The organism is Rhodococcus sp. KRD197 (genome assembly GCF_017168235.1).
Taxonomy (GTDB): domain Bacteria; phylum Actinomycetota; class Actinomycetes; order Mycobacteriales; family Mycobacteriaceae; genus Rhodococcoides.
In genome coordinates, this window is the sequence record NZ_JABFAO010000011.1 from 473,451 (window position 1) to 486,010 (window position 12,560).

The 12,560-nt window shown below is 64.7% G+C and carries 11 protein-coding genes; 2 read left to right on the forward strand and 9 right to left on the reverse strand.

Annotation, left to right across the window (positions count from 1 at the left end; translation table 11 throughout):
- Positions 1 to 5: 5 nt before the first annotated feature.
- From rpmF to J1M86_RS18060, 8 genes are all read right to left on the reverse strand, one after another.
- Complete coding sequence (rpmF, locus tag J1M86_RS18025) at positions 6 to 188, reverse strand: 50S ribosomal protein L32 (protein ID WP_075840136.1); 183 nt, start codon at positions 186 to 188, stop codon at positions 6 to 8.
- Positions 189 to 190: 2 nt separating this feature from the next.
- Positions 191 to 799, reverse strand: a complete 609-nt coding sequence (locus tag J1M86_RS18030; RefSeq protein WP_230554977.1) for a DUF177 domain-containing protein — start codon at positions 797 to 799, stop codon at positions 191 to 193.
- Between the two features lie 118 nt (positions 800 to 917).
- Positions 918 to 1,685: a DivIVA domain-containing protein gene (locus J1M86_RS18035; protein ID WP_206511112.1), complete on the reverse strand. Its 768-nt coding sequence runs from the start codon at positions 1,683 to 1,685 to the stop codon at positions 918 to 920.
- Positions 1,686 to 1,805: 120 nt separating this feature from the next.
- Entirely contained in the window at positions 1,806 to 2,294 is a 489-nt protein-coding gene (coaD, locus tag J1M86_RS18040) for a pantetheine-phosphate adenylyltransferase (RefSeq protein WP_206510854.1), read from the reverse strand.
- A 39-nt stretch (positions 2,295 to 2,333) separates the two neighbouring features.
- Positions 2,334 to 2,906 (reverse strand): 16S rRNA (guanine(966)-N(2))-methyltransferase RsmD, encoded by a 573-nt coding sequence (gene rsmD / locus J1M86_RS18045; RefSeq protein WP_075840138.1) that lies wholly within the window; start codon positions 2,904 to 2,906, stop codon positions 2,334 to 2,336.
- 24 nt (positions 2,907 to 2,930) lie between these two features.
- The gene (locus J1M86_RS18050; protein WP_206510855.1) at positions 2,931 to 6,338 is read right to left on the reverse strand and encodes a pyruvate carboxylase; all 3,408 of its coding nucleotides are present in this window, start codon (positions 6,336 to 6,338) and stop codon (positions 2,931 to 2,933) included.
- Between the two features lie 111 nt (positions 6,339 to 6,449).
- Positions 6,450 to 8,726, reverse strand: coding sequence for an ATP-dependent DNA helicase RecG (recG, locus tag J1M86_RS18055; RefSeq protein WP_206510856.1), 2,277 nt, complete (start codon positions 8,724 to 8,726; stop codon positions 6,450 to 6,452).
- Positions 8,727 to 8,769: 43 nt separating this feature from the next.
- Positions 8,770 to 10,545, reverse strand: a complete 1,776-nt coding sequence (locus J1M86_RS18060; RefSeq protein ID WP_075840140.1) for a DAK2 domain-containing protein — start codon at positions 10,543 to 10,545, stop codon at positions 8,770 to 8,772.
- Positions 10,546 to 10,767: 222 nt separating this feature from the next.
- Between J1M86_RS18060 and rpmB the strand changes: the two genes are divergently transcribed.
- Positions 10,768 to 10,959: a 50S ribosomal protein L28 gene (gene rpmB, locus J1M86_RS18065; RefSeq protein WP_008717389.1), complete on the forward strand. Its 192-nt coding sequence runs from the start codon at positions 10,768 to 10,770 to the stop codon at positions 10,957 to 10,959.
- A gap of 106 nt (positions 10,960 to 11,065) precedes the next feature.
- Positions 11,066 to 11,854 carry an enoyl-CoA hydratase/isomerase family protein gene (locus tag J1M86_RS18070; protein ID WP_206510857.1) on the forward strand — a complete coding sequence of 263 codons (789 nt, stop codon included), beginning with the start codon at positions 11,066 to 11,068 and terminating at the stop codon, positions 11,852 to 11,854.
- 13 nt (positions 11,855 to 11,867) lie between these two features.
- Here J1M86_RS18070 and J1M86_RS18075 read toward each other — a convergent pair whose 3' ends face one another.
- Positions 11,868 to 12,560 (reverse strand): uracil-DNA glycosylase, encoded by a 693-nt coding sequence (locus J1M86_RS18075; RefSeq protein WP_075840141.1) that lies wholly within the window; start codon positions 12,558 to 12,560, stop codon positions 11,868 to 11,870.

The following is a 12,560-nucleotide window of genomic DNA, read 5'->3' on the forward strand; positions in this document are numbered from 1 at the left end:
GAAGATCAGACTGCAGCAGTGACCTGACGGCCCTTGTAGGTGCCGCACGAGGGGCACGCAATGTGGGGCAGCGTCTTCTCGCCGCAGCCACGGTTGGGGCACGTTACGAGAGTGGGCGCAGTGGTTTTCCACTGTGCACGCCGCGACCTCGTGTTGGAACGCGACATTTTGCGCTTCGGGACAGCCACTTCTACTTCTCCTCGGCTTCGTTGTTCACAAGTTTGTTGCTCGGTTCTGATTCCACGCCAAATTTGGCTGCAAGACCAGCCCAGCGAGGATCCAGTATGTCATGACCATGGCCGGATTCGGCAATCGCCAGGCGAACGCCACATTCGGGGCACAATCCCTCGCAGTCTTCACGGCACAGAGGGTGGAGCGGGAGCTCCAGTCCGACGGCGTCCACGAGGACTGGTTCGAGGTCGATGCAATCGTCGACGATACGGTGAATCTCGTCCTCGTCGGTGGTCTCTTCCGTGACGCTCGCGGGGTAGGCGAACAGCTCGGTGAGATACACATCCACCGCTCCGCTCACCGGCTCGAGACACCGCGTGCACTCCCCCGACGTGGCGGCCTGCACGCTGCCGGTCACCAGCACACCCTCCGAAACCGCTTCGAGTCGAAGATCGAGTTCCACGGGCGAGCCGGTTTCGATTCCGATCGCGTCGAGACCTATACGCGAAGGTGCCGCCACCGTCCGCTGGACCTGCTTCATCGAACCGGGCCGACGGCCCAGGGTGTCGATGTACAGAACGAAACCCGTTTCCGACTCGGGACGGGGGGTACTGCGACGGGTAGACACAACTGTTCTTTCTGCTCGATGACGAAATGCGATCATGGTCGAACCCTGAAGGTTCTTGCCAAGGTCAACCACTCAACGATACGCATCCGCGCATATGTGAGCAAATCCCTGTCGGCGGCTATCGACGGAAGCGACCCGTGTCCTCGCCCGATTCGGATCCGTAGTCGGGCACGCCCGAACCGGTTCTGAGCTGCTGACGCCCACGCCCCACAGATCGAATCGTGCCCGACAGAAACTCCTCGAACTCCGCGAGCTTGGTGTCGACGTAGACGTCGCACTCACCTCGCATGCGATCCGATTCCGCGTGCGCGGCGTCGATGACCCGGGCAGACTCCGCGCGGGCAGCCTGAACCACCTCGGTCTGCGCGACCAGCCTGGCCTGCTCCTCGACACCATCTGCAATCGACCGGTCGTAGGACGTTTGTCCGGCTTCGACCATACGATCGGCTTCGCTCCGAGCTCTCGTGGTCAATGCCTCGTACTCCAGCCGACCCGCTTCCACCGCTCGTTCGGCGGAATCGGTTGCGTCGTCGACGAGCTGATCGGCGTGCGCCTTCGCCTCCGCCACCATGCGGTCGGCTTGCGCCTTCGCATCGGCCAGGATTCGGTCGGCGGAGTCGCGCGCATTCTCTACGGTGTCCTGCGCCTCGGCATTCGCGGAGGTGACGGTCTTGTCGGCAGTCGCCCTGGCGTCACCGACCAGTTTGTCCCTGTGGTCGAGCACATCCTGTGCGTCGTCCAGCTCGCCCGGGATCGAATCTCGGACGTCGTCCAGCAGTTCCAGTACGTCGCCACGAGGTACGACGCAGCCCGCTGTCATCGGGACACCGCGCGCCTCCTCGACAATGGCAACGAGCTCGTCGAGAGCCTCGAATACGCGGTACACCGGTAACCCCAATCGTCGAACCTACGAAGTAATGCTGGCTTACCCAGTTTGCCTGGTGATCGGCGTCCGTGCGTGACCGGCGGACCTCGGTGTGTCGCTGCATGCGACACACCGGGCCGACTACTCGGCCTTGCGTTCTGCGATCCGCGCGAGCAGGCGCCCGTGAACGCATGCGGGAACCATGTCTTCGACATCGCCTCCGAACGTCGCGACCTCCTTCACCAGCGAGCTCGACAGGAAGCTGTACGTCGGGTTCGCCGGTACGAAGAGCGTGTCGACGCCGGAGAGCTTCTGGTTCATCTGAGCCATCTGCAACTCGTAGTCGAAGTCGTTCGCCCCCCGCAAACCTTTGACGATCGCGGTAAAGCCCACCTGCTTCGCATAGTCCACGAGCAGACCGTGCCACGAGGAGATGCGAACGTTGGGCAGATGGGACGTTGCCTCGCCCAGCATGTCGATTCGCTCGTCCACGGTGAACAGCCCGCGCTTGCTCTTGTTGATCATCACCGTGACGATGATCTCGTCGAACTGCGCTGCCGCCCTGCTGATGACGTCGAGATGACCTCTGGTCACGGGGTCGAAGGATCCAGGACAGAGTGCTCCAGTCATGGCTGCACGCTATCACCGGCACCCGTCCGTTCGGCCCGGTCAGATATCGGTGTTCTGCGACACGAGCTCGGCGATCTCGATTCGGGTCTCGCCGTATTTCTTGACCTTTGCCGGCGTCAGACCTTCGGGCCACACCGTTTCCGGCGATCGGGCCGACCGTTCCAGGACAACGACCGCATCCGGTGCCAGCCAGCCACCCGAAACCAATGCCGTCAGCATCTGGTGCACCGCCAACTCCGTCACCGCGTACGGCGGATCTGCGAGTACGAGGTCGTACTCGGTCTCCGCCGCGCCCGCCAACACCGATGCCACCGGAGCGCACCGCACCGACGCCCCGGGCACACCGACCGTCGCAACGTTCTCTCGCGCCACCGCAGCCGCTCGCGCGTCGGATTCGACGAGCAGCACCGACGCCGCTCCCCGCGAAAGCGCCTCCAGACCAAGCGCTCCCGAGCCCGCGTACAGGTCGAGCACTGCTGTACCGTCCAGGTCCAACCGAGCCTGCAGCGCACTGAACACCGCCTCGCGGACACGTTCGGATGTCGGACGTGTGCCGCGAGGCGGAACCTTCAGCTTTCGGCCTCCCGCGATACCGGCGACGATGCGTGTCATTTACGCAATTTTACTCATCGACGCTCAGGACTGGTTCTCGGTCGATTCGCCGCCGATCACCACGAGCAGGTCACCGCCCTCGACCTGCTGGACCGCGCCGATGGCGAGGCGCGAGATCGTTCCACCCTTGGGTGCGGTGATCGCAGCTTCCATCTTCATCGCCTCGATCGTCGCAACGACGTCTCCGGCCGCAACCTTGTCGCCTTCGGCCACCGACAGCGTGACGACGCCGGCGAACGGTGCCGGCAGGTGCCCGGGGTTCGTGCGATCGGCTTTCTCCACTGTCGGTGCTTCATTGGCGATCGATCGATCTCGGACCGACACCGGCCGGAGCTGGCCGTTGAGAATGCACATCACCGTACGCATTCCGCGCTCGTCGGCGTCGGAGATCGCCTCCAACCCGATCAGCAGCTCGACCCCCTTCTCGAGCTTGACTCGGTGCTCGTCGCCCTGGCGCAGACCGTAGAAGAACTGATTGGCCGAGAGCCGGGAAGTATCGCCGTACTTCTCCCGGTGTTCTGCCAGTTCCGCGGTGGGTCCCGGAAACAGTAGGCGGTTGAGCGCATCTCGACGTTGCGGCGATGTTCCGTCGAGCGCTTTCTCGTCGTCCGAGGACAGCTCCGCTTCCGGTTTGGCCTCGCCGCGTCCCTCCAGGGCCCTGGTGCGAAGTGGCTCAGGCCATCCGCCCGCCGGAGTGCCCAGTTCGCCCCGCAGGAAGCCGATGACCGAATCGGGGATGTCGAACTTGGCCGGGTTCTCTGCGAACTCCTCGGCGGACGCTCCGGCACCCACCAGCGAGAGCGCCAGATCGCCGACTACCTTCGACGAGGGAGTCACCTTCACCAAGCGCCCCAGCATCCGGTCTGCTGCAGCGTAGTTCGCCTCGACGGTCTCGAATTGGTCCTCCAGACCCAACGCGATCGCCTGTTGGCGCAGATTGGACAGCTGCCCGCCGGGAATCTCGTGCGTGTAAACCCGGCCGGTTGGAGCTGGGATACCGGATTCGAACGGCGCGTAGACCTTTCGCATCGCCTCCCAGTACGGTTCGAGATCGCAGACAGCCTGCAGATCGAGGCCGGTGTCCCGCTCGGTGTGCGCCGCGGCGGCGACGATAGCCGACAGCGCAGGCTGGCTCGTCGTGCCCGCCATCGGCGCGCTCGCACCGTCGACGGCGTCGGCGCCGGCCTCCCACGCCGCAAGGTACGTCGCCAACTGACCACCCGGAGTGTCGTGCGTGTGCACGTGCACCGGGAGATCGAAGTTACTTCGCAGTGCCGTCACCAGCGTTTTCGCAGCCGGAGCGCGAAGCAGACCAGCCATGTCCTTGATCGCCAGCACATGTGCGCCCGCGTCGACGATCTGCTCGGCGAGCCCGAGGTAGTAGTCGAGGGTGTACAGCTTCTCGTTCGGATTGCTCAGGTCCCCGGTGTAGCTCATCGCGACCTCGGCGATCGCAGTACCCGTTTCCCGAACCGCGTCGATCGCGGGGCGCATCTGATCGACATTGTTGAGGGCGTCGAAGATGCGAAATATGTCGATACCCGTGTCGGTCGCCTCGGCGACGAAACTGCGGGTGACCTTCTCCGGGTAGGGGGTGTAGCCGACGGTGTTGCGGCCTCGGAGCAGCATCTGCAACGCGATGTTCGGTACGGCTTCACGGAGCGCGGCAAGGCGTTCCCACGGATCCTCGTGCAGGAACCGCAGTGCCACATCGTATGTCGCGCCGCCCCACGCCTCGATCGACAGCAACTCGGGCGTCGTCCGTGCCACGTAGGGTGCGACCATCAGTAGACCGGAAGTGCGAACGCGGGTGGCCAGCAACGATTGATGCGCGTCGCGGAAAGTCGTATCGGTGACCGCGAGGACCTTCTGATTGCGGAGATCGCGGGCGAACCCTTCCGGGCCGAGCGCGAGAAGACGTTGACGACTGCCGTCGGGAATCGGCGCGGAGAAGTCGACGGGAGGTAGCTTGTCCTGCGGGTACACCGTGGACGGGCGTTCCCCGTGCGGCTTGTTCACCGTGACATCGGCCAAGTAGGTCAGAATCTTGGTGCCGCGGTCGCCAGAGCTCCGTGAAGTCAGCAGCTCAGGGCGTTCCTCGATGAACGACGTCGTCACCCGTCCCTGCGTGAAGTCCGGATCGACGAGAACCGCCTGCAGGAACGGAATGTTGGTGGCCACGCCCCGAATACGGAACTCGGCGACGGCTCGGCGTGCGCGCGCGACAGCAGTGTCGAAATCACGTCCGCGGCAGGTCAACTTCACCAGCATCGAGTCGAAGTAGGCACCCACCTCCGCACCGAGCGTCGTGCCGCCGTCGAGACGAACACCCGCACCGCCCGGGGTTCGGTAGGCGGTGATCCGGCCGGTGTCGGGCCGGAATCCGTTGGCTGGGTCCTCGGTGGTGATGCGACACTGCAGCGCCGCACCCCGAAGCACGATGTTGTCCTGGCTCAACCCCAGATCTGCCAACGTTTCGCCCGAGGCGATGCGCAGCTGCGACTGAACCAGGTCGACATCGGTTACCTCTTCGGTAACCGTGTGCTCGACCTGGATGCGCGGATTCATCTCGATGAAGACGTGGTTGCCTCGCGTGTCGAGGAGGAACTCAACGGTACCCGCGCACGAGTAGCCGATCTCCTTCGCGAAGGCGACAGCGTCGGCGCAGATCTTCTCCCGCACGCCCTCCGGAAGATTCGGCGCCGGAGCGAGCTCGATCACCTTCTGGTGCCGACGCTGGACCGAGCAGTCACGCTCGAACAGGTGCACCACATTGCCCTGCCCATCGGCCAGGATCTGCACCTCGATGTGCCGCGGGTCGATTACGGCCTGCTCCAGGAAGACCGTCGAGTCGCCGAACGCGGACTCGGCCTCACGCGCAGCCGCTTCGATCGACTCACGCAGTTGCGCGGGTTCGGCGACCCGGCGCATACCGCGGCCGCCGCCACCGGCAACCGCTTTGACGAACAACGGAAACGTCATCGACTCGGACGCGGCCACCAGTTCTTCGATATCGCTCGACGGCTCCGACGACGCCAGCACCGGCAGACCGGCACGTTTGGCCGCCGCGATCGCGCGCGCTTTGTTTCCTGTCAGCTGCAGAACATCGGCGGACGGACCGACGAACGTGACACCGGCCTCGGCGCACGCGGCCGCCAGCTCCGGATTCTCCGACAGGAAGCCGTACCCGGGATAGACCGCGTCGGCCCCCGACCGCTTCGCCGCAGCGACGATCTCCGCGACAGAAAGGTATGCCCGCACGGGGTGACCCTTCTCGCCGATCTCGTAGGCCTCGTCGGCCTTGGTCCGATGGACAGAGTTGCGGTCCTCGAACGGAAAGACGGCCACGGTAGCGGCGCCCAACTCGTATGAGGCGCGGAACGCGCGGATGGCGATCTCACCGCGATTGGCAACCAACACTTTGGAAAACATTTGCCAAACCTACCGCCGAACGGGGTGCTCGTTGCGGTCCCTGTCCCGAAATGTGGGACTCAACGACCGAATTCTCGTTCTGAAACGGTTTAGTTGTTACGGCCTCGTAGGTCAGGACTTCTCCAGATACTCGGCTCGGTCCGAACGCCACGCCGATTTCATCATCGTCGCGATTCCTGGGTGGCTCGACATTTCGGGATCGATCTCGAACAGTCGACGAGCACACAGGTGGGCATCGGCGATGATCGGTTCGTCGTCGATGAGCGAGAGCAAACGCATACTGCTCACCGTTCCGGACTGCGCCGCCCCGAGGACGTCGCCCTCTCGCCGGGTTCTGAGATCGAGCTTGGCCAACTCGAAGCCGTCGTTGGTCGCGGCGACCGCTTCCAGCCGCGCAAACGAGGGTCCATTGGAACTGAGCTGACTGATCATGATGCACAGTCCCTGGTGCCCACCTCGCCCGATGCGACCGCGGAGCTGATGTAGCTGGCTGATGCCGAACCGATCGGCATCGATGATGACCATGACCGTGGCGTTGGGAACGTCGACGCCCACCTCGACCACCGTCGTGCACACCAGGACGTCGATGGCGCCGGCATTGAAGTCCTGCATCGACGCGTCCTTCTCGTCCGGATGCATTCGCCCATGGAGGAGTCCGACCCGTACATCTGCGAGCGGACCTGCGCTGAGCATCTCGAACATCTCGAGCGCCGCCTTGGTTTCGGGCAGGTTCTTCTCGTCGTCGTGGGCCGCGGTGCGGGTACGCGGTTTCTTCGTCTCCTCGTCATCGTCCCCGCCTATCCGGGAACACACGACGTAGGCCTGCCGACCTGCGGCAACCTCCTCGCGGATGCGCGCCCAGGCGCGGTCGACCCAGCCGGGCTTGTCCCGCGCCGACACCACCTTGCTGATGATGGGGGCACGCCCGCGCGGCAATTCGGTGAGCGTCGAGGTTTCGAGATCGCCCAGAGAAGCCATCGCGATGGTGCGTGGAATCGGCGTCGCAGTCATGACGAGGAGGTGCGGACTCGTTCCGTCTCGCGCTTTCGATCGCAGCGCATCTCGTTGCTCGACGCCGAATCGATGCTGTTCGTCGACGACAACCATGCCGAGATCGAAGAATTCGACGCGGTCCTGGATGAGTGCGTGCGTGCCGATCACGATGCCGGCGTCGCCGGTGACCGCATCGAGCAGCGCTGCCCTCTTCGCTGCGGTACCCATCGACCCGGTCAACAGTGTGACCTTCGTGGCCAGGTCGTCGGCGCCGAGCTCACCGGCGCCGGCAAGTGTTCCCAGCATCGCCGAAATGGAGCGTGCATGCTGCGCGGCCAGAACCTCGGTCGGGGCGAGCAGAGCGCACTGGTGGCCTGCATCGATGACCTGCAGCATGGCACGTAGGGCGACGATGGTCTTGCCGGAGCCGACCTCACCCTGCAGTAGCCGCGACATCGGATGCCCGCGAGTGAGATCGGCCGAGATTTCCTCGGCCACCACCATCTGTCCGGCAGTGAGTGTGAAGGGTAGACGTCGTTCGAATTCGGCGGCGATCCCGTCCGGACGCGGAGGGCACGACGGTGCGCTCCGCGTCGAGACGTCCCGCCGGCGCGATGCGAGCACCAGTTGAACGGCGAGCGCCTCGTCGAACTTGAGCCGAGCGCGCGCCTGCTCCTTCTGTTCGATCGATTCCGGAAAGTGGATCCAATGCAATGCGTTGTCGAGTGAGATCAGTCCGCGCTCGGCGAGAACGTCGGCCGGCACCGGATCGGTGATGGCGTCGAGCTGGTCCAGCACTTGACGGACCCCACGCATGAAGGTCCAGCTCTCCACGTCCTTCGACGCCGGATACAGCGGAACATAAGCGCGGTCGAACACCGACATGTCGACACTGCCGGTCGCGTCGACGGAGCCCCGGGCGACACCTGCCAGTGCGCCGCCACCGACAATTCGACCGGACGGCACGATCGCGCCGTCGTCCTCGTCCCCGCCGAGAATCACGTAACCGGGGTGGGTGAGGTTCCAGCGACGGCCGAAGTACTTGACCTTGCCCGAGAACATTCCGCGTTTGCCGGGGGTGAGTACGCGCTTGAGCTTGTGCGGGCTGAAGAACGTCGCCTCGATCTGCTGTCCCTCCGCCGCCAGCGAAAGTGCGAGGTACTGCCCCTTCCTCGACTTCATGTCCTTCACCGTGGCGGACGTGATGGTCGCCACGATCGTGATGTGCTCACCCTCGGCAGGTTCCTTCTCGGTCAGCTCCGCGCCCTGCGTCATATAGCGGTGCGGGTAGTACCGCAGCAGATCCTCGACAGTGTGGATACCGAACTGCTCGGCCAGCGGCTCCGACACCTTCTTACCGAGAGCGAAGTCGAGTCGATCCGATACGGCGACCATCTTTGTGCCTGCCCTCTCGTGAAGTCTCGTCGCGCTACGACAGTTACTCGACACCCAGCTGGACGGCGTCGCCTGGCTGGCCACCGTCGTAGACCAAGACCTCGACTTCCGGGTGACGTTCGGCGACGTAGAGCGCAAGCCTCCCCGCCACGTCCAGTTCGTCACGGCTGTGTGTTCCGCCGACGCGGGTGCTCGATGCGTGTTCTCCACGCAACATCGTCACCATCTCACCACCTACCGACAGCAGTTGGTCGAGCAGGTCACATCCCGCCGCGAACACATCCGGCCCGATCACCACGACCTCCCGACCGACCAGTCCGAGACCGTCGCCGGGTTCGCACGTTCCGACCCACGTGAGTGATCGCTCCTCCGCCACTCGCAGTGAGGCCCACCGGGTACCGGCGGCGGCCTCGGACATCGCGAACGCGTCGTCGACCGCTGCGCGTGTCGGATCGTGCACTGCCAACGCTGCCAGACCCTGCACCATCGACGACGATGGCAACATCAGGACGTCTTTGCCCGCGGTGCGCGAGGCGATGGACACCGACACGAGCTCGTGCGCCGACAGTGCACCGTTGGGTAGCACCAGCACCTCGGTGTGCTCCGAGGCGACGATCGCCGCGCACAGCTCGGCCGTACCGACGTCTGTGGTGTCGCATCTGAGTACGGTGGCGCCTTCGCCGAGGTAGAGGTCCTCGGCACCGTCGCCTGCCACCACGGCCAGAATGTCTCGCTCTGCGACCTCGCTGCTCGACGACGTCGCCGCCTGCGGGGCACAGTCCTCGTCGGCGGCGAACGCCGAAATACGCACGTCGTGAATTCGGCCGATGTCGAGGCCCGCCTCGACTGCCAGTCCGGCATTGATCGTGTGTACGTGCGCCGACCACGTGCCGGCGCCATCACCCGCAACGACCACAGAGTCACCGAGATCGGACAGCACGCGGCGCAGAGTGACGACATCGCTGTCATCGACCGAAGTGATCCGGAAGAGGACCTCGTAGCCGAGCACGCCGCCCGCGTCCGAGGAGGTCGAGCCGGCCGACCCCACCCCGACCCGCGGCGCTTCCGCACGAACGATGGACGAGCTGGTACGAACCCCCGGTCCGACGCTCCGGTGGTAGCGGGGGCGATTCGGAGATGATCCGGTGACCACGAAGCACAACGCGTCGAGCATGACGAGAAGACCGAGAGCTCCCGCGTCGACCACACCCGCGGCGTCGAGAACCGGCAACTGTGTGCGTGTGCGCCCCAGGGCATCGGCGGCGGCCTCGACCGCACACGTGACGACAACCGGGAGATCAGCCTCGGGGCCCAGAGCGCCGACGGCCACCGCTGCTTCCTCGACGACGGTCACGATCGTTCCCTCGACGGGAACACTGATGACCTCGCGCACCAGCGCCGATGCCCTACCAAGAAGGCTCGCGACGGCGGGCCCGTCGAGGACACCGTGGGCGGATTGCTCGTCGAGTGCGCGCATCACCTGCGAGATGATCACCCCTGAGTTGCCACGGGCACCCGCTGTCGCGCCGCGGGCAAGGGCCCCCGTCAGGGTGGTCAGATCAGCGTCCGGACCTGCACCGCGCATACTTTCGACGGCGGCACGGACAGTGAAGACGAGGTTGGTTCCGGTGTCGGAGTCCGGTATCGGGAAGACATTGAGTTCGTTGATCTCGTCGCAACGGTCGGTGAGACGATCTACGCAGCGGTAAACCCATTGCCGAATCTCGTCCGGACCGAGGATGCTCGCATCCGGAGCGCGATGTGGTCGCCATCGCGGTGGTGACGCAGCCTCGGTTCCATCATCGACCGCCTCGCCCATGCTCGCAGGCTCCCCATTCCCTCGCGCCAGTTCGGCCAGCCTAGACTGCTCCCTGTCCGGACGCCGCTCGGCCTTCTTGTCAGGTGGCGGTTTGGTGAATTCGGAGTGCGCCGCTATTCTTGCAGGGTTGCCCGATGAGGCGCGGCGCAGATTGTGTGTCGCTCTCCCCCGAGCAACCGCCCTCATGTTAACGATCAATCATCTATCAAGGAGTTCGCGACTATGGCTGCCGTCTGCGACGTATGCGCCAAAGGGCCCGGCTTCGGTAAGTCGGTCTCGCACTCGCACCGACGGACCAACCGTCGTTGGAACCCGAACATTCAGACCGTTCACGCTCAGGTTGCCCCCGGCAACTCCAAGCGCATGAACGTCTGCACCTCATGCCTGAAGGCCGGCAAGGTGGTTCGGGGCTGACCGAAGCCCCCCCAAGATCGACTTGTGCCCCGCGGCCTGTGCCGCGGGGCACAGTTGTTTCCGGGCACAGTCATTTCTGGGCGAGGACGCAAGTTACAGTGCGGGTGTGAGCAATTTCGAGAGTACGGGTTCCGTCGAACTCGTCGACGGCGTCCTGAAAATCATCGTGGCAACCGAAGCTGCCGGCACCTCGCTGAGCGGCGCCGGAATGAGAGAGGGCACGGCCGCCCTGCACTCGCTGAACACCGGCGAACTGCAAGCCGGGTGCATCCTCCTCGCCGGTTCGGGTGCGAATTTCTGCGCGGGCGGCAACGTACGCGCATTCGCTGGTGCGCCCGACCGGGGGCAGTACGTTCGCGACGTCGCCGACGAGTTCCACGGATTTGTCTCCGCACTCGCTGCAGCCACAGTTCCGGTCGTGGCAGCAGTTCATGGATGGGCGGCCGGGGCAGGAATGAGCCTGGTCTGCCATTCGGATGTGGCGATCGGTGGACGCGGAACCAAACTCCGCCCGGCGTATCCCGGCATCGGGTTCACTCCCGACGGGGGCTTGACCTGGACGCTCCCTCGAATCGTCGGTTCGGCGCGTGCTCGCGACATCTTGCTCAACGACTCGATCCTCAACAGCGAGGAAGCAGTGCGCCTCGGCCTTCTGAGCAGGCTGGTCGAAGACGAGATCATCGCGACCGAGGCCGAGCGTCTCGCTCGAACGTTCGCCGCCGGACCGACCTCGGCTTACCAGGGCGCGAAAGCGTTGCTCTTCGCGTCGGAGACCCGCACTCTCGCCGAGCAACTGGAGGCCGAAGCTGTCTCCATCGCCGAGGCGGCCAACGGTCCCACCGGCCGAGAAGGTGTCGATGCATTCGTAGAGAAGCGTCGCCCAGATTTCTCCTAGGAACTCGGCACGGCTACGGCAAGCGCCAGCTGACGGGTTCGTGACCGTCGGCGACGAGTAGTTCGTTCGCGCGGCTGAACGGCGCAGAGCCGAAGAAGCCGCGCGAGGCCGATAGTGGTGACGGGTGAGCCGACTCGATGCACGGCGTCGCTCCGAGCATCGGCTTCACAGTCGCAGCATCACGGCCCCAGAGGATTGCCACCAATCCGGCCGAGTTCTCCTCTGTGCGTCGTTCGACCAATGCTCTGATGGCTCGCTCCGTCACCACCTCCCACCCCTTTTTCCGATGTGACCCGGACAGTCCGGGTTGCACGGTGAGCACGCGATTGAGTAGCAGTACACCCTGATCGGCCCAGGGCGAAAGGTCGCCGTTCTCGGGCGTCGGGTAGCCCAGGTCGTCGCAATACTCTTTGAAGATGTTTGCCAGGCTTCGCGGAACCGGCGACACGTGCGGCGCGACCGAGAAGCTGAGGCCGACAGCATGCCCCGGCGTGGGGTACGGATCCTGCCCGAGGATCAGGACGCGAACCTCGGAGAAGGGGCGAGTGAAGGCACGCAGAACGTTCTCCCCGGAGGGAAGATAGTCACGCCCGTCGGCGAGTTCGGCGCGCAGCATCTCGCCCATCGCAGCTATCTGCTCTTCGACGGGCTTCAACGCTGCGGCCCAACCGCTTTCGACGATATTCTCCAGGGGTTGCGCTCTCAT

Coding starts and splice junctions, on each gene's coding strand:
- recG (WP_206510856.1), bottom strand. CDS start 8,726: ATGGTCGCCGTATCGGATCGACTCGACTTCGCTCTCGGTAAGAAGGTG.
- rsmD (WP_075840138.1), bottom strand. CDS start 2,906: ATGACACGCATCGTCGCCGGTATCGCGGGAGGCCGAAAGCTGAAGGTT.
- J1M86_RS18050 (WP_206510855.1), bottom strand. CDS start 6,338: ATGTTTTCCAAAGTGTTGGTTGCCAATCGCGGTGAGATCGCCATCCGC.
- J1M86_RS18060 (WP_075840140.1), bottom strand. CDS start 10,545: ATGGGCGAGGCGGTCGATGATGGAACCGAGGCTGCGTCACCACCGCGA.
- rpmB (WP_008717389.1), top strand. CDS start 10,768: ATGGCTGCCGTCTGCGACGTATGCGCCAAAGGGCCCGGCTTCGGTAAG.
- J1M86_RS18075 (WP_075840141.1), bottom strand. CDS start 12,560: ATGAGAGCGCAACCCCTGGAGAATATCGTCGAAAGCGGTTGGGCCGCA.
- coaD (WP_206510854.1), bottom strand. CDS start 2,294: ATGACTGGAGCACTCTGTCCTGGATCCTTCGACCCCGTGACCAGAGGT.